Origin of the sequence: Paraglaciecola sp. (genome assembly GCF_051252315.1) — a bacterium.
GTDB lineage: Bacteria > Pseudomonadota > Gammaproteobacteria > Enterobacterales > Alteromonadaceae > Paraglaciecola.
The window spans coordinates 32,811-54,862 of sequence record NZ_JBPOFP010000014.1; the positions used below are offsets into that span (position 1 = coordinate 32,811).

General features: G+C 39.0%; 22 protein-coding genes and 1 pseudogene. 18 read left to right on the top strand and 5 right to left on the bottom strand.

The window, feature by feature from the left end:
* Positions 1-144 precede the first annotated feature (144 nt).
* From mpl to ACSHXM_RS04515, 4 genes are read left to right on the top strand one after another with little or no spacing between them, the layout of a single operon-like run.
* Positions 145-1,509: a UDP-N-acetylmuramate:L-alanyl-gamma-D-glutamyl-meso-diaminopimelate ligase gene (mpl, locus tag ACSHXM_RS04500; protein WP_435687538.1), complete on the top strand. Its 1,365-nt coding sequence runs from the start codon at positions 145-147 to the stop codon at positions 1,507-1,509.
* Positions 1,510-1,513: 4 nt separating this feature from the next.
* Entirely contained in the window at positions 1,514-2,290 is a 777-nt protein-coding gene (locus ACSHXM_RS04505; protein ID WP_435687539.1) for a S1/P1 nuclease, read from the top strand.
* A 9-nt stretch (positions 2,291-2,299) separates the two neighbouring features.
* Positions 2,300-4,207, top strand: coding sequence for an alkaline phosphatase family protein (locus ACSHXM_RS04510; protein ID WP_435687540.1), 1,908 nt, complete (start codon positions 2,300-2,302; stop codon positions 4,205-4,207).
* A 36-nt stretch (positions 4,208-4,243) separates the two neighbouring features.
* On the top strand, positions 4,244-5,230 hold the full coding sequence (locus ACSHXM_RS04515) for a sugar phosphate isomerase/epimerase family protein (RefSeq protein WP_435687541.1): 987 nt from the start codon (positions 4,244-4,246) through the stop codon (positions 5,228-5,230).
* Between the two features lie 103 nt (positions 5,231-5,333).
* Here ACSHXM_RS04515 and hemE read toward each other — a convergent pair whose 3' ends face one another.
* Complete coding sequence (gene hemE, locus ACSHXM_RS04520; protein ID WP_435687542.1) at positions 5,334-6,398, bottom strand: uroporphyrinogen decarboxylase; 1,065 nt, start codon at positions 6,396-6,398, stop codon at positions 5,334-5,336.
* A 328-nt stretch (positions 6,399-6,726) separates the two neighbouring features.
* Complete coding sequence (gene nudC, locus ACSHXM_RS04525; RefSeq protein ID WP_435687543.1) at positions 6,727-7,548, bottom strand: NAD(+) diphosphatase; 822 nt, start codon at positions 7,546-7,548, stop codon at positions 6,727-6,729.
* A 166-nt stretch (positions 7,549-7,714) separates the two neighbouring features.
* Between nudC and ACSHXM_RS04530 the strand changes: the two genes are divergently transcribed.
* The 5 genes and pseudogenes from ACSHXM_RS04530 to ACSHXM_RS04550 form a co-directional block, all read left to right on the top strand.
* Complete coding sequence (locus tag ACSHXM_RS04530; RefSeq protein ID WP_435687544.1) at positions 7,715-8,152, top strand: transcriptional repressor; 438 nt, start codon at positions 7,715-7,717, stop codon at positions 8,150-8,152.
* Positions 8,153-8,189: 37 nt separating this feature from the next.
* Positions 8,190-8,654 carry a chemotaxis protein CheX gene (locus tag ACSHXM_RS04535; RefSeq protein ID WP_435687545.1) on the top strand — a complete coding sequence of 155 codons (465 nt, stop codon included), beginning with the start codon at positions 8,190-8,192 and terminating at the stop codon, positions 8,652-8,654.
* Positions 8,655-8,658: 4 nt separating this feature from the next.
* Positions 8,659-9,081: a secondary thiamine-phosphate synthase enzyme YjbQ gene (locus tag ACSHXM_RS04540; protein ID WP_435687566.1), complete on the top strand. Its 423-nt coding sequence runs from the start codon at positions 8,659-8,661 to the stop codon at positions 9,079-9,081.
* An 87-nt stretch (positions 9,082-9,168) separates the two neighbouring features.
* A complete protein-coding gene (locus ACSHXM_RS04545) occupies positions 9,169-10,287 on the top strand; it encodes an OmpA family protein (RefSeq protein WP_435687546.1) in 1,119 nt (372 codons plus the stop codon).
* A gap of 92 nt (positions 10,288-10,379) precedes the next feature.
* Positions 10,380-10,487, top strand: a pseudogene (locus ACSHXM_RS04550) (dienelactone hydrolase family protein); the annotation flags it as partial.
* Between the two features lie 79 nt (positions 10,488-10,566).
* Here the strand turns inward: ACSHXM_RS04550 and ACSHXM_RS04555 are convergent.
* The 3 genes from ACSHXM_RS04555 to hslR form a co-directional block, all read right to left on the bottom strand.
* A complete protein-coding gene (locus tag ACSHXM_RS04555; protein WP_435687547.1) occupies positions 10,567-11,511 on the bottom strand; it encodes a DUF1570 domain-containing protein in 945 nt (314 codons plus the stop codon).
* A gap of 96 nt (positions 11,512-11,607) precedes the next feature.
* A complete protein-coding gene (hslO, locus tag ACSHXM_RS04560) occupies positions 11,608-12,498 on the bottom strand; it encodes an Hsp33 family molecular chaperone HslO (RefSeq protein WP_435687548.1) in 891 nt (296 codons plus the stop codon).
* Between the two features lie 43 nt (positions 12,499-12,541).
* Complete coding sequence (hslR, locus tag ACSHXM_RS04565) at positions 12,542-12,952, bottom strand: ribosome-associated heat shock protein Hsp15 (RefSeq protein ID WP_435687567.1); 411 nt, start codon at positions 12,950-12,952, stop codon at positions 12,542-12,544.
* 116 nt (positions 12,953-13,068) lie between these two features.
* Between hslR and gspC the strand changes: the two genes are divergently transcribed.
* From gspC to gspK, 9 genes are read left to right on the top strand one after another with little or no spacing between them, the layout of a single operon-like run.
* Positions 13,069-13,998: a type II secretion system protein GspC gene (gene gspC / locus ACSHXM_RS04570; RefSeq protein ID WP_435687549.1), complete on the top strand. Its 930-nt coding sequence runs from the start codon at positions 13,069-13,071 to the stop codon at positions 13,996-13,998.
* Positions 13,999-14,000: 2 nt separating this feature from the next.
* Positions 14,001-16,067, top strand: coding sequence for a type II secretion system secretin GspD (gene gspD, locus ACSHXM_RS04575; RefSeq protein ID WP_435687550.1), 2,067 nt, complete (start codon positions 14,001-14,003; stop codon positions 16,065-16,067).
* A gap of 2 nt (positions 16,068-16,069) precedes the next feature.
* Entirely contained in the window at positions 16,070-17,632 is a 1,563-nt protein-coding gene (gene gspE / locus ACSHXM_RS04580) for a type II secretion system ATPase GspE (RefSeq protein WP_435687551.1), read from the top strand.
* Positions 17,632-18,852, top strand: coding sequence for a type II secretion system inner membrane protein GspF (gene gspF, locus ACSHXM_RS04585; protein WP_435687552.1), 1,221 nt, complete (start codon positions 17,632-17,634; stop codon positions 18,850-18,852). The genes gspE and gspF overlap by 1 nt, the downstream gene beginning before the upstream one ends.
* On the top strand, positions 18,852-19,307 hold the full coding sequence (gene gspG, locus ACSHXM_RS04590) for a type II secretion system major pseudopilin GspG (RefSeq protein WP_435687553.1): 456 nt from the start codon (positions 18,852-18,854) through the stop codon (positions 19,305-19,307). The genes gspF and gspG overlap by 1 nt, the downstream gene beginning before the upstream one ends.
* A gap of 18 nt (positions 19,308-19,325) precedes the next feature.
* Positions 19,326-19,952: a type II secretion system minor pseudopilin GspH gene (gspH, locus tag ACSHXM_RS04595; RefSeq protein ID WP_435687554.1), complete on the top strand. Its 627-nt coding sequence runs from the start codon at positions 19,326-19,328 to the stop codon at positions 19,950-19,952.
* The gene (gene gspI, locus ACSHXM_RS04600; RefSeq protein WP_435687555.1) at positions 19,930-20,337 is read left to right on the top strand and encodes a type II secretion system minor pseudopilin GspI; all 408 of its coding nucleotides are present in this window, start codon (positions 19,930-19,932) and stop codon (positions 20,335-20,337) included. Before gspH ends, gspI begins: the two co-directional genes overlap by 23 nt.
* A gap of 3 nt (positions 20,338-20,340) precedes the next feature.
* Complete coding sequence (gene gspJ, locus ACSHXM_RS04605) at positions 20,341-20,973, top strand: type II secretion system minor pseudopilin GspJ (protein WP_435687556.1); 633 nt, start codon at positions 20,341-20,343, stop codon at positions 20,971-20,973.
* On the top strand, positions 20,970-22,046 hold the full coding sequence (gene gspK, locus ACSHXM_RS04610) for a type II secretion system minor pseudopilin GspK (protein WP_435687557.1): 1,077 nt from the start codon (positions 20,970-20,972) through the stop codon (positions 22,044-22,046). The genes gspJ and gspK overlap by 4 nt, the downstream gene beginning before the upstream one ends.
* Positions 22,047-22,052: the final 6 nt, after the last annotated feature.

Consider the following 22,052-nt stretch of genomic DNA (forward strand, 5'->3'; position numbering starts at 1 on the left):
TAACATTTCAACATTAGGTGGGGTACAAATTTTACGCAAGCCAAACATCAAACACAAAAATTGAATTGAAACTTGCATTCAGGTTTGGGATAGCCACCTTTGTTCTGATAATCTAGTGTCATTAACTATTTATCTTGGCAGTTTATGCATTTACATATTTTAGGCATTTGTGGCACATTTATGGGCGGGATAGCCGCTATCGCTAAAGCCATGGGCCATAAAGTGACGGGCTCTGACAGTAATGTCTATCCACCTATGAGCACTCAGCTTGAATCTTTAGGGATTGAGTTATTTGAAGGTTATGACCCAATCCAGTTTTCTACAGAGCCTGATATAGTCGTCATTGGCAATGCATTATCTAGAGGTAATCAAGCTGTCGAGTATGTCTTAGACAGAAATTTACCATATATTAGCGGCCCACAGTGGTTGTTAGAAAACGTGCTAAAAGACAAATGGGTGGTAGCTGTATCTGGTACGCATGGAAAAACTAGCACCTCTAGTATGTTAGCGTGGATCTTAGAGTACGCTGAGTTAAATCCCGGGTTTTTGATTGGTGGTATTCCACAAAACTTTGATGTGTCTGCTCGCGTTGGTGATAGCCCATTTTTTGTGATTGAGGCTGACGAATACGACAGTGCGTTTTTTGACAAACGTTCTAAGTTTGTGCATTACCGCCCACGCACTTTAATTTTGAATAATTTAGAGTTTGACCATGCTGACATATTCGATTCTCTGGCAGATATACAAAAACAATTTCATCATTTGTTGCGTATGGTGCCAAATAATGGCTTGGTTCTGCATCCTAAAGAAGATAAAAACTTAACCCGTGTATTAGACATGGGTTGCTGGACACCAGTGCAATCAGCAGGCGGAGATTGGCAGGTCATTAATAGTAATCTAGATGGCTCTCAATTTGATGTGTCTTTTAAAGGAGAGAATTGTGGAACAGTTAATTGGAATTTATTAGGTGAACACAATGTCAATAACGCTCTTATGGCCATTGCTGCAGCAAAACATTGTGGTGTCAAAAGTGATGTAGCGATTGAAGCCTTATCCAAATTTGTCAACGTTAAACGCAGAATGGAAGTGAAGGCGAAAATTAATGATGTGACACTGTACGATGACTTTGCCCATCACCCCACTGCGATAGAAACAACAGTAAAAGGACTACGAGCGAAAGTAGGGCAGAGCAGAATATTGGCGGTGTTAGAGCCTAGGTCTAACACCATGAAAATGGGCATACATAAAGACACTCTAGCCAACTCATGGCTGCAAGCCGATCAAGTATTTATTTTTGAACCGACTAACTTAACTTGGTCTATGGAAGATTTATTAGCGCAAAGTGAAGTGACTTCTTTGTTGTATACAGACTTAGATAATTTGGTTAAATCAATTGTGGCTTGCGCTCAACCTGGTGATCATATTTTAGTGATGAGTAACGGTAGTTTTGGTGGCATCCATGACTTATTATCAAAAGCTTTGATAACTAAATTCCAATTAAATAAGTGAAATTATGAACATAAATAAATTTTTATTAGGTGCGACAATCTCGCTCATCAGTTTTCAAGTATTGAGTTGGGGGCAAACAGGGCACAGAGTTACGGGGGCTATCGCAGAACAATATTTATCCCCCAACGCCCAAAAGATGGTTTCATACTTATTGGCCAACGAAGATTTAGCCGAAGTTTCGACTTATGCTGATGAAATGCGTTCTGATCCAGATGAGTTTTGGCAAAAAACGTCTACAACTTGGCATTACGTTAATGTGCATCAAGGACACTCGTATGAACATGCAAAAGCACCATCAGAAGGAGATGCCGTCACAGCGTTAGCCAAATTCTCAAAACAATTAAAAAGTAAGACCTCTAGCCTAGAAGAAAAACAACTCGCCCTTAAGTTTATCGTACATATCATAGGTGATTTACATCAGCCATTTCATAGTGGTACCGACAAAGATAGAGGTGGAAACACCATAAAAGTGAACTTCTTTTGGGAAGATTCAAATATACACAGGGTATGGGATTCAGGCTTAATTGACAGACAAAAGTTATCTTATACTGAGTGGACAAGTCGCTTGAGCAAAAAAATATCTAAGCAACAAGCAAATAAGTGGATGGATGCTGATCCATTGGTTTGGATTGCTGAAAGTGCTCAAATAAGACAAGGTTTATACCCTAAGGATGAAAAGCTATCTTGGGATTATCAGTACCAACACCTTCCAACCTTAAAGAAGCGGTTACAAATGGGGGGCGTTCGTATCGCAGCCTATTTAAATCATTTATTTAGATAATTGTTTTAGTTGGGAACCATTATTTCTTCACATTCACCGATACTTGCCGGACCTATTGTTCGGCAAGCTAATAAAACTCAGGTTTGTATTTGGCTGATCACAAGTCAGGCTTATCGTTTTAGTCTTAGATTATTTGATGAACAAGCTAAATTATCTTGGTTTGATAGTGAACTTGCGCCAGAACAGGTTTCACAGATTCAAGTAGGAACTCATGCTTTTATTAATCTTATAGATGTTAAACCAGAAGGTTCTATTCCTTGTGGTTCTAGAGTGAGTTATGACCTAACTGCAATTGATGGTGAAGGTCAGTTATTACCGATTTCGGAAGTCTGTGAACAGCTACTTTATCCAAACCAAACATTTCCTAGTTTTGTCATGTCTAGCAAGATTAATCGGATGTTACACGGTTCTTGTCGTAAGCCGCATCATGATAGTGAAGATGGTTTACTTGTAGTTGATCAACAAATTTCCGAAGGAATTATAGGTGAAGCTCAATCCCCAGACTTGTTGATCATGTCAGGTGACCAAGTCTATGCGGATGATGTTGCAGGCCCCATGTTAGTGGCAATTGAACAAACTATTCAACAGCTTGGTTTATTCCACGAAAATCTTAATGGAGCTGAAATATCAAATAGCAGTGAACTGTTTCAGCATACACATGGTTATTATCAAAGGCCTGAGTTACTGCCAGATACAAAAGCCACAGAAAATACCTATACGCATTTTTTTGCAGCTAAAAAGAAACCGATTTTTACCTCAGTTAATGCAAATAACCATCTCATTTCTTTTGCTGAAGTGATCGCCATGTACATTTTGGTTTGGTCGCCAGAAATGTGGTCAAAGGTGGCTATTTCTGATCAGAGTATTCCAAACGAATATAAAGATTTATTTAAGCGAGAGCAGGACATAATCGAGGTTTTTTCAAAAGGTTTATTCCAAGTTAGGCGGGCTCTTGCTCACGTGCCTGTTTATATGATTTTTGACGATCATGACGTTACTGATGATTGGAATCTAACTCGGGGATGGGAAGAAGCCGTTTACCAAGACGAATTTGCTAAACGTATTGTTGGTAATGCTTTACTGGGATACTGGTTGTGCCAAGGTTGGGGAAATACTCCACAGAAATTATTACCATTATTCGATACATGTGCACAACACTTTACTGAAAAGGGTATAACTGAACATGATCAGCTTATAGACAAAGTTCTAGATTGGGAGCATTGGAGCTTTCATTTAGATACTAGTCCTAAAATTGTGGTTTTAGATACTAGAACACAAAGGTGGAGATCTGAGTCTAGTTTGACTAAACCTTCAGGTCTTATGGATTGGGAGGCCTTATGTGAATTACAACAAGAGTTGATTGGTCAAAAATCGGTTATTATGGTTTCAGCGGCGCCAGTCTTTGGTGTGAAACTCATTGAGACTATACAACGAATCTTTACCTTTTTTGGTAAAGCTCTGACAGTCGATGCAGAAAATTGGATGGCACATAAAGGCACTGCTAGTGTCATGTTGAACATATTTCGTAACCGTAAAACACCTCCTAATTTTGTTATTTTGTCTGGTGACGTGCATTATTCATTTGTTTACGACGTTAGCCTTAGGTTTAGGCAAAATAGCCCTCACATTACCCAAGTTACCAGCAGTGGTATTAAAAATGAGTTTCCAGATAAATTACTGCGTTGGTTCGATCGATTAAACCGTATTTTGTACAGTAAATACTCGCCCTTAAATTGGTTTACAAAACGCCGTAACATGCGGGTTCAACATAGAAGACCGCAAGGACAAAAAGTCCGAACTTTGCTTAATAGTTCAGGAATTGGTTTGCTGGAAATAGACGAAAATTGTGAGTCTGTGCAAGCCACTCAATTGTGTGCCTCAGGAAAACAAATACAATTTAGAAAAAATAACCCATAGTGTTGTTACTGTGACTCTTTGAATTAAGGACTAATTATGCAGCGTCGAACGTTTGTTAAGGCCATGTCTAGCATGGCGGCGGCAGGTTTTATGCCACAAGTATTTTCAGCCTCTGAACTAAATAAGCCAAACTTTGAGATAGCGCTTTCTCAATATTCATTTCATCGTTCTATTTTTGGTGATAGCCGAAAAAATTATCAAACCTTTATAAAATTAGTTCACAGCGATCCAGACGCAGTACTTCAAGGTCCTATGGACCCAAGAGAAATAGTGGTAGTTGCTAGACAACTGGGTGTTGGTCATGTTGATTTAGCAAATATACTTTGGTTTGGCCGTGGACAAGATAAAGCTTGGATCCAGCAATTTAAAAATATGGCAAAAGACAATAATGTGGGCTTTACCTGTTTAATGTGTGACGAATTAGGAAAATTGGGAAGCAGTAATAAAATACTTAGACAGCAAGCCATAGAAAAACATAAACCCTGGGTTGAAACTGCAGCTGAGCTAGGTTGCTTGCAATTAAGAGTAAATGCTTATGGCGATGGTACGTATTTGGCCCAGCTAGAGCAAAATGCTGAGAGTATGTTGCAGTTAGCTGAATTTACACAAAATATGGGCATTGAGCTGGTTATTGAAAATCATGGTCACCCTTCTAGTAACGCTGCTTGGTTAGCTATGTTGATTGAAAAAGTTGGCCACCCAAATTTGGGTGTTTATACTGACTTAGACAATTTCTTTATGGGTGGATGGAATCACTCTCCTCAACGCAGGTATGACAGAACACAGGGGTTAATTGATTTAGCACCGTATACTCGAGGTGTGAGTGCCAAAACTCATGGCTTTAAAGCTAATGGCCAGGAGCTAACCATAGATTATTTCGCCAGTTTAAAAATATTAACAGATGCTGGGTTTAACGGTTTTGTATGTGGCGAGTTTGAAGGTAAAGAGATGTCAGAAATGCAGGGTAGTCAAGCGACTTTAGATTTATTGCGCGCCACTCATAGACAAATTGTCGGGGCCTAATTAACCTGAATACTGGATAAGAAGTATTCAGGTTAATTAAAAAGCCGACTCGATTAAGTTAATGGAGTCGGCCGTACATTCATTTTATAGAGCTAGTCTTGTATTAACGATGAAAAGGTTTACTTAATTTATGTACCGCATCGATAAATACCTTGGCATTTTCGGGTGGTACGTCTAAGTGAATGCCATGGCCTAGATTAAATACATGGCCGTCACCTTTTCCGAAACCATCCAGTATTAACTGAACTTCTTGTTCGATACGTTCGGCTGGCGCATATAACATCGAAGGATCCATATTTCCTTGTAGGGCAACTTTGTCGCCAATTCTTGCTTTGGCATCAGCCATATCCACTGTCCAATCTAAACCTACTGCATCACATCCAGTATCGGCAATTGATTCTAGCCAAAGGCCGGCGTTTTTGGTGAATAAGGTAACAGGTACTTTGCGGCCATCATTTTCCCGTGTTAAACCATCAACAATCTTATGCATATACTGTAAGGAGAATTCTTTATAATCTCGACCAGATAATACGCCCCCCCAAGTGTCAAATACCATGACCGATTGTGCTCCAGCAGCAATCTGCGCGTTTAAATATAAGATCACTGAGTCCGCTAATTTATCGAGTAGTAAATGTAGTGCTTGTGGTTCACTAAATGCCATCTTTTTGATTTTAGTAAAAGCTTTACTAGAGCCGCCTTCAATCATGTATGTCGCTAACGTCCATGGACTACCTGAAAAACCAATTAAAGGTACTTGGCCATTAAGATTTTTACGAATGGTACGAACGGCGTTCATAACGTAGCCTAGTTCTACTTCAGGATCAGGATTAGGCAAGTTTTGGATATCTGCCATGCAGGTTAAAGGTCGCTCAAACTTAGGGCCTTCACCTGTTTCAAAATATAGACCTAGACCCATAGCATCTGGAATGGTCAATATGTCAGAAAATAAAATTGCGGCATCTAACTCATAACGACGAAGTGGCTGTAAAGTGACTTCACAAGCTAACTCAGCATTTTTACACAGAGACATGAAGTCACCTGCTTCTGCACGAGTGGCTTTATATTCAGGTAAATATCGACCTGCTTGGCGCATCATCCACACAGGAGTCATATCTACTGGTTGGCGCAACAAAGCTCTTAAATATCGATCGTTTTGCAGTTCTTGCATCGGTTACCTCTAATCATGAATAAAGCTAGCCTGAATACCAAATGTTTGAATTTAGCATGCGGCTTGAATGGGCAGTATTGTAGCGACTTTACGTCTTGAAACTAGAGGAAATTGAATTATATCTGACAAAAAGTCACAAAAACGAACACCCTCTGAACAAAATTTGAGCGGATAATTAGACAGGGGCGGTTATCTTTGCTATAAAATAGTGGCAAAAACGTACCGAACAACAAGAAGCTCGAACACGAGACCAGACGCTAAACTTAATTCAAACCCCGCTATTAAGCGGGGTTTTTTAATGGCTGTTAATAAAATTATTGGGTGTTAGCTAGGTCGATTCATGTTGAATTTCAATAATGGTTTTTTCGATTAGTTGGCCAGCGATAGACAATTTGGGGGGAATATTAGGTAACTGATTGATATCAAACCAGTCGGCTCGCAATATTTCTTTACCGTCGACTTTAATGTCGCCAGAATCATAGTCTGCTAAATATCCCATCATTAATGCGTGAGGAAATGGCCAAGGTTGGCTAGAGATATAACGTAAATTTTTGATTTTTACTCCCACTTCTTCCATCACTTCTCTGTGTACTGCTTGTTCGAGAGTTTCTCCGCTTTCTACAAAACCTGCGAGAATTGAATGCATATCTCTGGCTTGTTGTGATTTCCCTTGTGCTAGTAAAATAGAGCCTTGGTGGCGAATAGCAACAATAATACAAGGAGATATTCTAGGGTAACATCTGTGTTGGCATCGAGAACATTGAACCGCCATTTCCCAATCAATTTGTTGCATGCTACAGCCGCATTGCCCGCAAAAACGATGTGTGCGCATGAACAAAGCGACTTGCCAAGCTCTGGCCGCTATACCAAAAAACTGATCGGAACATTCGTTTAATAATGCGCGTAAATTAGTTTGTATTAAATCTTGAGGGTCTATGTTCTCTTTACCCATATCAATCAAGAAACAAGATAAGCCCTGGTACTCACCAATTTTTACGATTTGTTCTTTATAGGCATGGGCAAATTTTAACTCCTGCCATTGGCAGTTAAGTAAAAGCTCCGGTGAATTGGGCGATAATAATTGATCTTCATTAAGTATCAGCCAAATTGCTCGGGTATCATGGGTAACTGTAATGTTTTGTTCGATCATAAGAATTACTAATATTCACAATATTAATGATAAGATTAACACAGCAAAAGGTGTATTCTGCTGATAGAATGTAAAACGGGCTGAGTTTATAACAATAATAAACGGCCAAATCTAAATAAATATTTTTTTTACTTGTCTATTTCAAGGATAAAATGTGGCGAATACCATGGCGAAATCTGCAGACTCGCAAATTTATAAAGCTCGAAAATTTTGTGAAGATAAGGGAGCCAGATTTACGCTTTTGCGTGAAAAAGTGTATGGGCTCCTTTTAAATCAAGAAGGGGCAGTAGGGGCTTATGAATTACTCGATTCTCTTAAATTAACAGAATCAAATGCTAAACCCGCTACCATATACCGTACCTTAGACTTTTTATTAGAATTTGGCTTAATACATAAGATTGAATCTACCAATGCTTTTGTGGCGTGCCATCACTTTGATTGTCATCACCCTGTACAGTTTTTAATATGCGACATTTGTGGTGAGGTCAAAGAAATACAGTCAATCGGCTTAAAAGATACCTTAAATAAACAAGCCGAATCTGTTGGATTTAAAGTACTAAAACAAACCATAGAAGCCCATGGAACATGCGCCGCGTGTTTGTAAATATAAGATGTAAAAACTTAAGGAAGACCTAAAATATATGAATGCTGAATTTATAAATCCATTTGTTGCTGCATTACTTAATGTTCTTAAAACGATGGCACAAACTGAATTAAAACCAGGTAAACCGCAAAAAAAGGAAGATGATAAAGCAGGAGGAGATGTTTCTGGTTTAATCGGAATGGTTGGTGAGAACATTCAAGGATCTTTATCTATTTCATTTGAAAAAGGACTAGTCCTAGAAATCATGCATAAAATGTTAGGTGAAAGACCTGACGGTATTAACTCAGAAGTTAATGATATGGTCGGTGAAATTACCAATATGATTTGTGGTGGCGCAAAAAACGAGTTGGATGAAAAAGGGTTTGATTTCGGAATGGCTACACCTATGGTTGTTTCAGGTGAGAACCACACCATTGACCATCAAGTCGATGGAAAAAAAATGATAATGCCTTTCTCTCATGAGTCAGGTAATGTTTACCTAGAAATGTGTTTTAACAAATAAGTTTATTATGTGGTCTCAACAACGTTTAACCTTAACGCCTAAATCAAGGGGTTATCATTTAATTACGGAAGAAGTCGTCAACCAGCTGAACGACTTGCCGGCTATTTCGAAGGGGTTGTTGCATTTATTTATTCAACATACCAGTGCTAGCCTGACAATTAATGAAAACGCGGACCCTACTGTGCGCCTCGATATGGAAACACATATTAATAAAATGGTGCCAGATAATATGGCGTATTATTTACATAATTATGAAGGTGCGGATGACATGCCTGCACATATAAAGGCTAGCTTAATTGGCAGTGATATTACGATTCCAATCACAGATGGAGCGCTAGCGTTAGGAATGTGGCAAGGTATTATTTTGGGTGAGCATAGAAATCGAGCTGGAAGTCGATTAGTTATTGCCACATTATCTGGGCAATAACAATAAAAGAAAGTTTTGATTTTTAGAAATAATGATAGAATTGCTAAAAATACCAATGAAAAGTTACAATTTTAAGGAAAATCACACATGAAAAAATTACTAGTTGCTAGTGCGGTTGCATTAGCTTTTACTTCCGCAGCCAATGCTGACTCTAATAAAGATGTTGAAAAATGGGTTGGTGGATTTTATGAATATTATTCTACAGATCATGCAGAAACAGGTGCGCCAAATTATCTAGATAATGGCGAGAGCTTCGGTGTTGAACTAGGGTATAAAATGCCATCGAACTGGGGTGTGAGATTCGAAGTTGCTCACCTAAGTATTGAAACAAATGAACCCAATCTTGGTAAAGTATCAACTAACCGTTTTGGTGTTGATGCAATGTACTTTTTACCTGAAGATTTAATGTATGTATTTGGTGGTCTTCGTCATTCTAATTTATTCGACAGTACTCAACATGTTGATCTAGGTATTGGTAAGCATTGGGATGTAAATAACAATGTTAAAGTGATTACTGAAGTTGTTGGATACCAAGACCTTAGCAGTGGCAATACTGACATGGGTTATAAATTTGGATTAGCTTATACATTTGGTGATGGTGGAGCAACACCCGTTTCGGCCAGAGACAGCGACCGTGACGGCGTAAATGATAATAAAGATCAATGTGCGAATACTCCTTACGGAACAAAAGTAGACGCTACTGGTTGTGCAGTGAAAGCCGCTACCGCAGCAGTTGGCGATTCAGATAATGATGGTGTTTTAGATAATAAAGATAGATGTGCCAATACTCCAAGCACTGACATTGTTGATGCCAAAGGTTGTAGTGTTTTCATCGAAGAACAAGTATCTGTTAACATTGAAGTATTGTTTGCTAACAATAGTTCTATTGTGACTAATCCTAGCGATTCTCAATTCCAAGAGTTTGCTGATTTTATGCAACGTTTCCCATCAACAGATGCGGTTGTCGAAGGTCATGCATCTGCTCCAGGTGCAGCAGATTACAACATGATGATATCTGCAAAACGTGCTAAGTCTGTTCGTACATTATTAGTAGAGCGCTACGGCGTTGATGCAAGCAGATTAACTGCAAAAGGTTTTGGTGAAACTCAGTTATTAGATTCTTCTAATACCTCGGCTGCACACAAGAAAAACCGCCGTATAGTAGCAACTGTTTCTGCTAGCGAAAAAGTTAAAGTTACAAAATAAAGCGAAATATTTAGCTTAAATTAAAAACCCGATAATATTTTTATTATCGGGTTTTTTTATGTTTCGTATTTAGTGATTTCGGTCAATATCAAGCTACAGTTAAAGCAAATAATGTTACCTTCACTGCACATGTTTACCCTAACACCCAACATGGTTTTCATAATGACTCTACTAGTCGATATAACCCCAAAGCGGCTTAATTAGCGTGGGATCGAACGATTAGTTTTTTTAAGCTACACCTTAAAGCAGGTTAATCAGAAAATAGTCGTTATTGATTAGTTAGTGAAGAGCTTCAAACCAATGACCAAATTCTATCTCAACATTTTCGTATTTCTCAGTTAACAATATAAAAATATCACCTCGAGGTATTACGGAATGTCGATTGGCAGCTTCAGTTTTCATGATATGCATTACAGCTTGATGACCTTGTTGGTTACTCATCAAAAAGTGAAACCAAGCCTGACTGTTCGCGTATAACCTGCCGGTTTTTGAAGAATGCCAGTCAATATCTGAATATACGAGAGAACTAAAATCAGTGGGTTGTTCGTTTCCTGCATGATTTTTAAGCCAAGTTTTTAAAGTATATTTGTCCACCATACCTGAGCTGGGATCTACATCTTCAAAATACTCTGCTAAGCCCTCATTTATAAACCTATGAGTGCGCCCAAAATAGGCATAGTTGATGGCATGCACAGCTTCATGCACTGCGACGTTTATAGCTTGACTATAATCTTTAAACTCAATGATTGCTTGGTTTGTGCGAGAACTATAAATACCGATGTTGCCAACGGGTGACAACCCATTGTTAAAGAGTTGATTTTCATACTCTACTCTTCCTAATACAAAGTTCAGGTTGAGTTCTACTGTTGGCGTATTTTTAGTGCGTAACATTTTTTTATACGTAGTAAATACCCAATCTAATTTCCGTATTAATGTGGTGGAAAATTGAGGCTCTACAGAGAGATTCACAAAGTTTAGATTTAGTTGGTAAGGTTTTAAGGGCTGACTAGGTAAACTATTACTATCGTGGATTGTAGTTTTGTTTTTTATTACCTGGCGGCCGGGGGTGTTTTTTTTGATTAATGTTGTTTGTGATACTTGGTGTTTGGGGATAGTCGCTTGCAGCCCAAGTATATTTTCTAATTGGCTTTTAAACCAATTAGAAATCGGCGCTATCTGGGTAAATAACAGGCTGAATATAATCACAAAAATTAAAAAACGCACGTAGTTTCACCAATGTTTAATTAATTGTATTAGGCCTGTTGAACGACACTAATTGCCCTATTTAGTAACTTATAAACAGGGTAATTGATATTTGTACTAATTTTGACCTGTTGGTAGGTTATAAGTACCCGCATGAATACTTTCTACATCAATACCATCAAAAGAATATTCCGTATGACAATACTGGCAGTTCATTTTAATGCTGCCTTCTTTGGTGACAATATCTAATAGTTCTTCTTTGGCTATACCTACAAGCGCCCCTGCGCTGCGCTCTTTACTGCAAGTGCATTTAAATACTACTTTTGTAGCAGGGAATACCTCAACATTTTCTTGATGATATAAACGATGCAGGATGTCCTCTGCTGGAAGGCTAAATAATTCGTCATTTTTGATGGTATTGGTTAACTGACTCAAATGTTCAAAATCAGTTTCTTCTGTTTGCGTTGCTGCACTGCTGGTGGGTAGTACCTGTAAAAACATGCCGCAAGCTAGTGAGGTTCCTTTGCTTAGTACAGTACGTAAAATGACTTTAGTCGCAAGTTGCTCCGATTGCTCAAAATAACTCTCTATACACTCTGCTAAACTAGGCTTATCTAAAGCGACCATGCCTTGATATCGCTCTCCTTTAACCGGAGTAATAGTAATAATCATGACACCCTTTCGAATTAAGCCTTCAAAATTATCAGGTAATACGTCTAAGTCTTTGTTCCAACGAGCTACACCTCTTAGTTCTTGTTTATGGGTGCCATTAATCACAGCGTAAGTTAATGCCCCTTCACCCTGAATTTGGATGGCAATTTCGCCTTCAAACTTTAGTGTTGCCGTGAGTAAGCTGGCAGCCGCCATTAATTCGCCCAATAGATGTTGAATAACGGGCGGGTAATGATACGAGTCCAAAATAGACTGGTAACTTTTATTTAAGCGTACTAGTTCACCACGTACGTTACCTTGATTGAATAAATAGCGATGAAGTTGGTCAAATGCCATGTTGTTTACCTTGTTGTGTAATCTTTTGTTTACTTAGAGTGTTTCATTGTTGTTTAAATTGGATTATTTTCCGACGCTGTTTTTTGTCGGGTTTGTGATCGGGTTTTGGGCTATGAAAAGCACTCAGTTTACGTGCTTGAGCATTGTTTTTACGTAATTTTTCACTCTCAGCTGTTTCTTGATACATGAGCACAGCTAATGGTGCGCCTTGCCTTTGCTCTACAATTTGTAACACTTTTATATCTTTAAAATCGAAACCTTGTGGAACTTTAATGCTTGCGCCCAACTCTACTATCTTGCCGGGCTTGCTACGTTGTCCATTGTATTGTACCTTGCCCGATTGAACTGCATCCCTAGCAATGGCGCGAGTTTTGAAAAAACGGGCTGCCCATAACCATTTATCTAAGCGTACTTTAACTTGGTTTTCTTTATTTTGGGATGCTAATTTTGGCATAAATAAGTAATCTTCATTGTTATTTTTTTGTAACCTTGATGGATTAGTGTTGTAGCCCCACTTACTACTGGTTATCATTAGTAAGTTCCACTTTTTAAATATCCCACCGAGAGATAATGACAGTCGCAAATTATAACGTTAATCAATTATGGCTCCAACTAGTTAAAAACCAGCATAAATTAAATTTGTTGGTAGTTGCACTATTGTTGATATTTTTACTTGCTTATGCGGCTGAATTGACTTGGCGACTATTTCCTCAGCCAGAAAGCAACAATCAATCGCAAACTCTAGCAACGCAATCCAAATTGTCGGTGAATAATTCGAGTCGTTTAAATTTAGCAGAGATTAAAAAACTAAATTTGTTTGGTGATTTAACCGCCAGACCTGTCATTGCAGAGGTTGTACAAGATGCTCCTGTAACACGTTTGAATTTAACCTTAACAGGTGTGGTAGCAAGTAGTTTACAAAACCAAGGGGCGGCAATTATCGAAAACCGCGGCCAACAACAAACCTATGGAATTGGTGAGAAAATTGAGGGTACTAACGCATCTTTACAAGAAGTGCATGCAGACAGAGTTATTATTAAAAATGGGGCTAAGCATGAAACCTTGATGTTAGATGGTGTGGACTACACTAAAGCAAGTGAGCGTCAAATTGCTAAACCCGCTAAGGTATCTAGTCGCGAAGAGAGGGCTGGCGAACAAAGGCGAACATTGTCTAGAGAGGCGATTCAAGCAACAAGAACACTGCAATCCCAACCCGCTAATTTTACTGATTTTATTGCAGTCTCACCTTATCGTACAAATGGAACCTTGGTGGGTTACAGAGTCCGACCAGGTAAAAATCCTACATTATTTAAATCCGCTGGCCTTGTGGCTGGTGACGTAGTTACCGAAATAAATGGCTTAGATTTGTCTGATATGCAGCAATCGTTAGAAGCCATGAACATGTTAAAAGAGCTGCAATCTTTACAAATGACAATATTACGTAACGATGACCTTTTAACCATTTATCTAGATCTACCCGAAGGGGAAGAGGAATTTTAAGCATGACCAGTAGTAGTGGCAAACGCCCAAATTTTATTAAAGGATTATTGATTGCACTTGGTAGTGCTTTTTTTGCTGTATCTAGCCTAGTGGCAGCAGCGGATTATTCTCCAAATTTTAAGAATACCGAAATTAGTGAATTCATTAATATTGTTGGTAAAAACCTGAAAAAAACTATTATTGTTGATCCAAATGTACGGGGCAAAATAACCGTACGTAGTTATGACCTATTAAACGAAGATCAATATTATCAATTTTTCCAAAACGTGCTTCAGGTTTATGGTTATTCAGTTATTGAAATGCCAAGTGGTGTGTTAAAAGTTATTCGTTCAAAAGACGCAAAGGCTTCGAATATTCCAGTGGTAGAAGGCAACCCTTTTAACGGCGATGAAATGATCACCCGGGTTATGCCTGTTTACAATGTACCTGTGCGTGAACTTGCTCCTTTGTTACGTCAGCTCAACGACACAACAGGTGGTGGAAATGTTGTGAGTCACGACGCATCAAACGTGATGATGTTAACTGGCCGTGCTGCAGTGGTGAATCGTTTAGTTGAAATTATCGAACGCGTGGACAAAGCGGGTGATGAAGAAGTCGAAATTGTAAAATTAAAATATGCGTCAGCGTCTGAGATGGTGCGCATTATTGAGAGCATTAATAAATCTCAAGGTAAGGCTCCTGCTGCTAATAGTAAATCAGCACCAAGGGTTGTGGCAGATGATAGAACTAACAGCATTATTGTTAGTGGAGATGTAAAAGCTCGCCAACGTATAGTCAATTTGATTGAGCGTATGGATCAAGAATTAGAAACCAGTGGCAACACGCGTGTTATATTCTTGAATTACGCTAAATCAGAAGAATTGGTGAAAGTACTACAAGGTGTTAGCGCCAGTATCCAAGCTGAGACCAAAAGTTCTTCTAAAACAAACTCTCGTTCATCTAGCAGTAGTAACCGTTCTGTCAGTATTGATTCACACGAAGCTTCAAATGCCTTAGTTATTACTGCAGAGCCAGACATGATGCGTTCCTTGGAAGACGTGATTAGACAATTAGATATTCGTCGTGCTCAGGTACAAGTAGAGGCCATTATTGTTGAAGTGTTTGAAGGTGATGGAACAAGTCTTGGTGTGCAATTTGGCAGTGAAAAAGGTGGCGGTACACAATTTACTAATGGTGTAGCCGGCATAGGTTCATTAGCCGTTGCAGCAGATTTAGCTCAAGACAAAACCTTGGTTGATACTGTGACCACCACTTCAAATGGTGACGTGGTTGTTGTCCCTACTTCTAAAACTCAGTTAGGAAACTTTGAACCTTTAGCCAGCTTATTGGGTGGTGTAAATGGCATGATAGCTGGTTTCGTAAAAGATGGTTGGGGGGCGGTAGTACAAGCAGTCAGTACAGATACTAACTCTAACATTCTTGCAACGCCTCATTTAACCACTATGGATAATGAAGAAGCTTTCTTCATCGTAGGTCAAGAAGTACCGATTATTACTGGTTCTACGGCAAGCTCTAGTAATTCAAACCCCTTCCAGCAAGTAGACCGAAAAGAAGTGGGAATTAAACTTAAAGTGACACCTCAAATTAATGAAGGTGACGCGGTTCAATTGTTGATCGAGCAAGAAGTGTCCAGCGTAAATGGAGCAACTTCTGTGGATATTGCCATTAGTAAGCGTGAAATTAAAACTTCAGTCATAGTGGATGACGGTGGCACTATTGTGTTGGGTGGCCTGATTGATGAAGATGTTCAAGAAAGCGTATCTAAGGTGCCGTTATTGGGAGATATTCCAATTTTAGGAAACTTATTTAAATCAACTACCACTAATAAACGCAAACGCAATTTAATGGTATTTATTCGTCCTACTATTGTGCGTGACGGTGTGACTATGAATGAAATCAGCCACAGAAAATATCAATATATTCGAGCAGAGCAATTAAAACGACAGTCACAGGGTATTCCTTTGATGCCGTTTACTGAAGGTCCATCATTACCTGAATGGGATGATAAATTGAGTTTACCTCCTAGTTTTGAAGACTACATTCAAAACAAAGAGAAGGAACAAGACTAGTCATGTCTTCCGAACAAATAAATATTGCTGAAGCTGAAGAACAGGCTTTGGTAGAAACAGGTACAGATTTAGACGCACCTATTGAGGATCCTGAACATAAACAGTTAGCCTTTAGTTTTGCTAAACGTCATCAGGTTCTATTGGATACAGGCGAAACACCAGCGATTTTGTACCATACACAAGATACTGAATTTCAGGTTTTTGCAGAAGTACGACGATTTTTAGGCGAGGAATTTAGCTTACAAGAAATCGAATTGGAAAAATTTGAGTCACTGCTTACTAATGCCTTTCAACGAGATTCGTCAGCAGCCAAACAATTAATGGAAGATATAGGTAACGAAAGTGACCTGTTTAGTCTTGCAGAAGAACTCCCAGACACCGAAGATTTATTAGAAAGTGAAGATGATGCGCCTATCATTAAACTGATTAACGCTATGTTGGGCGAAGCGATTAAAGAAGGGGCTTCTGATATTCACATAGAAACCTTTGAAACCAAATTGCTCGTGCGTTTTAGGGTTGATGGTGTACTTCGTGAAATATTGCAACCTAATCGCAAAATGGCCTCTATGTTGGTGTCGCGTATTAAAGTTATGTCAAAAATGGACATTGCAGAAAAACGTGTACCACAAGACGGGCGTATTACCTTACGTATTGCTGGTAGAGCAGTCGATGTGAGGGTATCGACTATGCCTTCTAGTCATGGTGAGCGAGTAGTATTACGTTTATTAGATAAAAACAATGTACGTTTAAATCTTCAAGATTTAGGTATGACAAAAATTAACCGTGATTATTTTTCGAGTTTAGTGCGTAAACCTCATGGAATTATATTAGTCACAGGTCCTACTGGTTCTGGTAAATCTACCACCTTGTATGCCGGTTTAAGTGAGATTAACTCTAAAGATAGAAATATTCTAACGGTTGAAGATCCCATAGAATTTGATCTACAGGGTATCGGCCAAACTCAAGTAAACGCAAAGGTTGATATGACTTTTGCTCGTGGTTTACGGGCGATATTACGTCAAGACCCCGATGTGGTGATGGTAGGTGAAATACGTGATTTAGAAACCGCACAAATTAGTGTGCAAGCGAGTTTAACCGGTCACTTGGTTATGTCTACTTTACACACCAATACCGCAGCTGGCGCCATTACTCGATTGGAAGACATGGGCATTGAACCCTTCTTGTTATCTTCTAGTTTATTGGCTGTGTTGTCTCAACGTTTAGTTAGAACTCTTTGTCCTGACTGTAAAACATCACATCAACCCAGCGAGCAAGAATGCAAAGTGTTAGGTGTTGATATTAAAGACGCTGCAAATAACCTCATACATTCCCCAAAAGGTTGTGCTGCCTGTAATCAAACGGGTTACAGAGGCCGAACTGGCATTCATGAATTGTTGGTGGTAGATGAAGGTATACGTGAGCTCATTCACAATGGACATGGTGAACAAGCCATTGAAAAACATATCCGTCAAACCACTCCTAGTATTCGTGATGATGGTTGTAAAAAGGTTTTGTTAGGCTTTACTTCACTTGAAGAAGTGTTGCGTGTCACTAGGGAAGACTAATGGCTGCCTATGCTTACCAAGCCATGGAAAAAAGTGGCAAAACTAAAAATGGTGTATTAGAAGGCGATAATCCACGACAAATACGTCAACAATTGCGTGAGTTAGGGTTAATTCCCATGCAAGTTGACCAAGTGGCCGAAAAGGAACGTAAGTCTCAACAAGGATTTACTTTATTTAAGCCAAAAATTTCAGCTTCTGACTTATCTTTATTAACTCGCCAATTAGCTACATTAGTAGAGTCGGCGCTGCCCATTGAAGAGGCTTTATTGGCCGTGGCCGAGCAGTGCGAAAAACCACGTCAAAAAAACATGATGATGGCGGTACGTAGTAAAGTAGTAGAAGGCCATGCACTGGCTGAGGCTTTGGCGGAATTCCCCCATGTATTTGATAACTTGTTTTGTGCCATGGTTGCCGCAGGTGAAAAATCAGGTCATTTAGATACAGTATTAAATCGACTTGCTGATTATACGGAAAACCGTCAAAAGACTCGCAGTCAAATCACGCAAGCTTTGGTTTATCCTATGATCATGATGTTTTTTGCTAGCGCCATCGTGATTCTATTATTGACTGTGGTGGTGCCAAAAATAGTCGGCCAATTTGAGCATATGGGCCAAGATTTACCGGCTATTACCCAAGTCATGATCAGTACCAGCGATTTTTTACGAGATTACGGTTTAATTTTAGCGGGGATCATAGTGTTGTTAATCATCGGCATTAAAAGGTTGTTAACTAAACCTGCCATGAAAAAACGCTATCATAAATTCATTCTCACTTTGCCGCTTATTGGCAAAGTGTCTAAAGGTTTAAATACTGCTCGTTTTGCTCGTACTTTGAGTATTTTGACCTCCAGTGCAGTACCACTTTTAGAGAGCATGCGCATTGCGGGTAATGTATTAGAAAATTTGCATATTAAAGCAGCGATTAAAGAAGCCGCAGGTTTTGTTAAAGAAGGCTCAAGTTTACGAGCTTCACTGGACCAAACCAAAATGTTTCCGCCTATGATGATGCACATGATTGCATCTGGTGAGCGCAGTGGCGAATTACAACAAATGCTCGGACGAGCAGCAGATAATCAAGACAGACAGTTTGAATCTTTAGTCGGTGTGTCACTCAAAATATTCGAACCAATCTTAATCGTAATTATGGCAACAGTAGTATTACTTATCGTACTGGCCATTTTACAACCAATTATGGCTTTAAACTCTATGGTAGGCATTTAATGAAAAAACCAACAGTACAATCAATCCAAACAAAAACTCACGGGTTTACTCTAATTGAAGTCATGGTCGTTTTACTGATCATTGGCATAATGGCAGGTATCATTGCGCCACAAATTTTAGGTAGTCAAGAAGAAGCCCAACTTAAAAAAGCAGCGGTAGATATTCAACAATTAGAAACTGCGTTGGAGAGATACAAGTTAAGTAACAATGTATTCCCCACTACAGAACAAACACTAGAAGCTCTAGTAGAACAACCTACAATTGATCCCATTCCACGTAATTATCCAGAAGGAGGTTATATTCGTCGCTTACCACAAGATCCTTGGGGCAACGATTACCAGATAATTAGCCCAGGTGAATTGGGTGCGATTGATATATTTTCAAATGGTCCAGATATGGATGCTGGAACAGAAGATGATATTGGTAACTGGAACTTAAACGACTACTTAAACTAGTTAATCATCGAAATTATTGTGTTGCCTTCCTCTTCTCAACTACCCAAATCACACGGATTTACGTTAATCGAGATTATGGTGGTTCTGTTTATTATGGGCATTGCAGCCAGTACTGTAGTGCTTAGTTTTGCAGGGCAAGACAATGTTGAGTTACTTAAAAAACAAACTCAAAGGTTAGAAGTGGTATTTAATATGGCCAGTGATTATGCCGTATTAAATCAAAGGCAATTGGGTTTGCGTATTGAGGAAAAAACCAATAGTTATTTTTTTATGCTGCTGGACGAAAATCAAGAATGGGTTAAGTTAAGTATTGATAAAACATTTGACGAACATCAACTTCCAGAGCTGTACTCGTTGGAATTATCATTAACCGACTTACCCTGGGACACTGAAGACAATTTATTCAGCACAGAAGTATTTGATGAAGAGTTATCACTTGATGACGACGAAACTCAAATTGGTGACGAAGAAGAAAAGAAACTCCCCCCGCCTCAAGTGTTTATATTTTCAAGCGGTGAAATCACGCCATTCTCAGTTACGCTGACTTATGAGCCTGAATTTTCTAGTGATCAACCTGTGTATTATCGAGTAAATGGTCAAGATAGTATTCCGTTGTTGAGAGATGGCCCCCTTGATTCGCTCTAATTCAAGGTCCTTTTCTAGTTTGCGCAGGAATTTAGGTCTGACCCTAATTGAGGTGATGGTGGCATTGGTCATTTTTGCTCTAGTTGCTTCTGCCATTGTTAAAGCAGCGGGTGATAACTTAGCAGGCGTTGGCCAAATTGAAAATATAACCTTTGCTACTTGGGTGGCAAATAACCGTATTACGCACTTACATTTGGATACGACTTGGCCAGTTAAAAACAATGAATCTGGTTCAGAAGATATGGCCGGTAGAACGTGGTATTGGCAACAAAAAGTTGAAAAAACCAATGATAAAGACTTGGTCTTAGTTGAAGTGACTGTGGGGAAAGACAAAGCCTTGATTAATTCAGTCACCACTATCACAGCATTTATAGCTAAGAAATAAGCTATGAATTATTCTAGAACAACTCATGCGTCAGGTTTCACCCTAATTGAAATATTAGTCGCTATGGCTATTTTCAGCTTGATAGGGTTGGCCAGTGCAGGTGTAGTAAATCAGGTCATTGAAAGCGATAACCTTTCTAAACAGCGTATTAGTCAATTAGAAGTCCTTCAAAGAGCTATGCTTACCATTGAGCGAGATATTATGCAGGCAATGCCCCGTGCAACTCGAATTGAAGGTGAGCTTAATAAAACCTTGATGACCGCGGGAGAGAATGTTTTAGAAAGTGAAACCCAAGGTTTAGGTTTTGTCCGAGCCGGTTGGCATAATCCTCAACTCATGTTGCCTCGTAGCACCTTACAAGCGGTAGGTTACCGTTTACAAGAAAACCAATTACAACGCTTATATGGCAATTATGTGGACAACGTGATTGGTTACGAACCTAAAGTTAAAGTTTTATTGTCAGGCATTGAAGATTTTCAGGTTAGGTTTTTGACTAAGCTACAAAACTTAGATGATCCCGACACTTGGGATGAAGAATTCGCTAGCGAAACCCTGCCTATCGCCATATCGATCACTATTGTCAGTACAACTTTTGGTGAAATTCACCGAGACTTTATGTTGGCGAATGGTTCATGATGTCTCGTTACCAGTCACAAAGAGGTGTGGCGTTAATTATCGTTTTGTTAATTGTGGCAATAGTCAGCGTATTAGCAACCGAAATGGGCACACGTTTACAGTTACAAGTTAAACGCGCTTCAAACATTAAAGAAAACAATCAAGCTTATTGGTATGCAATGGGAGCAGAACAATTTGCGCAAAAGTCACTCAAAGAGTTGTTTGATAAACAAAAAGTGATTCATCTAAATCAACCTTGGAATCAAGAATTTACATTTCCAATTGAAGGTGGCGGCATTCAAGCGCAATTAATTGATTTACAGTCGTGCTTTAATTTGAATGCGTTAGGTGTATCGAGTACTTTAGGAAGTTCTTCAAGTGGATCTACAACATCTTCTACTTCTTCCTCATCTAACTCTTCGGGAACGGTGAATTCGAACTCTAACGGGGCAACTACTAACACAACTAAAAATGAGTTAACTGAGAGAGTGAAGGTGTTTCAAGAGCTTGTCTCTGGTATTGATGCTGAAATACCCTCGTACAATATAGAAATAATGCGTGATTCATTAGTCGACTGGTTAGATAAAGATAGTCGAGTAACAGGTTTAGGTGCTGAAGACAGCGAATACGAAAGCCGTCAATTTCCCTATATGGCCGCCAATAGTTTAATGGTAAACGAATCCGAACTACGTTTAATAAACGGTGTACAAGCCAAATGGATAGGCCCTGTAATGGATTTGGTTTGTGTCATTCCAAATGACGATAGCTTAAAAATTAACGTAAATACCGTATCTGAAGAAAATGTGAGTATAATTGCGGCTATGACTGGAATGGATTTGAATCAAGCCCAATCTGCAATTTCAGCTAGAGGTGAAAAAGGCTTTCAAGACGTGTCTGAATTTTTGGACACACCAGAGGTGAAAGCGGTGACATTAAATGCGAATCAAAAGAAATGGTTTGATGTTAAAACGTCATATTTTGTTTTACATACAAGAACTAAGTACAACAATGCAACTTTTGCCATGCAAACCATATTTAAGATAGATAGCAGCAATAAAGTCGGCATATTAAGTCGGGAGTTTAGCGGCTTTTGAAAAATA

What these genes read in the sequence shown, in the direction of transcription:
- gspI (WP_435687555.1), top strand. Translation starts at nt 19,930, where the DNA reads ATGGCCCCCTTGATTCGCTCTAATTCAAGGTCCTTTTCTAGTTTGCGC.
- gspF (WP_435687552.1), top strand. Translation starts at nt 17,632, where the DNA reads ATGGCTGCCTATGCTTACCAAGCCATGGAAAAAAGTGGCAAAACTAAA.
- gspC (WP_435687549.1), top strand. Translation starts at nt 13,069, where the DNA reads ATGACAGTCGCAAATTATAACGTTAATCAATTATGGCTCCAACTAGTT.
- gspD (WP_435687550.1), top strand. Translation starts at nt 14,001, where the DNA reads ATGACCAGTAGTAGTGGCAAACGCCCAAATTTTATTAAAGGATTATTG.
- ACSHXM_RS04545 (WP_435687546.1), top strand. Translation starts at nt 9,169, where the DNA reads ATGAAAAAATTACTAGTTGCTAGTGCGGTTGCATTAGCTTTTACTTCC.
- hslR (WP_435687567.1), bottom strand. Translation starts at nt 12,952, where the DNA reads ATGCCAAAATTAGCATCCCAAAATAAAGAAAACCAAGTTAAAGTACGC.
- nudC (WP_435687543.1), bottom strand. Translation starts at nt 7,548, where the DNA reads ATGATCGAACAAAACATTACAGTTACCCATGATACCCGAGCAATTTGG.
- ACSHXM_RS04530 (WP_435687544.1), top strand. Translation starts at nt 7,715, where the DNA reads ATGGCGAAATCTGCAGACTCGCAAATTTATAAAGCTCGAAAATTTTGT.
- ACSHXM_RS04535 (WP_435687545.1), top strand. Translation starts at nt 8,190, where the DNA reads ATGAATGCTGAATTTATAAATCCATTTGTTGCTGCATTACTTAATGTT.
- gspE (WP_435687551.1), top strand. Translation starts at nt 16,070, where the DNA reads ATGTCTTCCGAACAAATAAATATTGCTGAAGCTGAAGAACAGGCTTTG.
- mpl (WP_435687538.1), top strand. Translation starts at nt 145, where the DNA reads ATGCATTTACATATTTTAGGCATTTGTGGCACATTTATGGGCGGGATA.
- hemE (WP_435687542.1), bottom strand. Translation starts at nt 6,398, where the DNA reads ATGCAAGAACTGCAAAACGATCGATATTTAAGAGCTTTGTTGCGCCAA.
- ACSHXM_RS04505 (WP_435687539.1), top strand. Translation starts at nt 1,514, where the DNA reads ATGAACATAAATAAATTTTTATTAGGTGCGACAATCTCGCTCATCAGT.
- gspJ (WP_435687556.1), top strand. Translation starts at nt 20,341, where the DNA reads ATGAATTATTCTAGAACAACTCATGCGTCAGGTTTCACCCTAATTGAA.
- gspK (WP_435687557.1), top strand. Translation starts at nt 20,970, where the DNA reads ATGATGTCTCGTTACCAGTCACAAAGAGGTGTGGCGTTAATTATCGTT.
- ACSHXM_RS04515 (WP_435687541.1), top strand. Translation starts at nt 4,244, where the DNA reads ATGCAGCGTCGAACGTTTGTTAAGGCCATGTCTAGCATGGCGGCGGCA.
- hslO (WP_435687548.1), bottom strand. Translation starts at nt 12,498, where the DNA reads ATGGCATTTGACCAACTTCATCGCTATTTATTCAATCAAGGTAACGTA.
- gspG (WP_435687553.1), top strand. Translation starts at nt 18,852, where the DNA reads ATGAAAAAACCAACAGTACAATCAATCCAAACAAAAACTCACGGGTTT.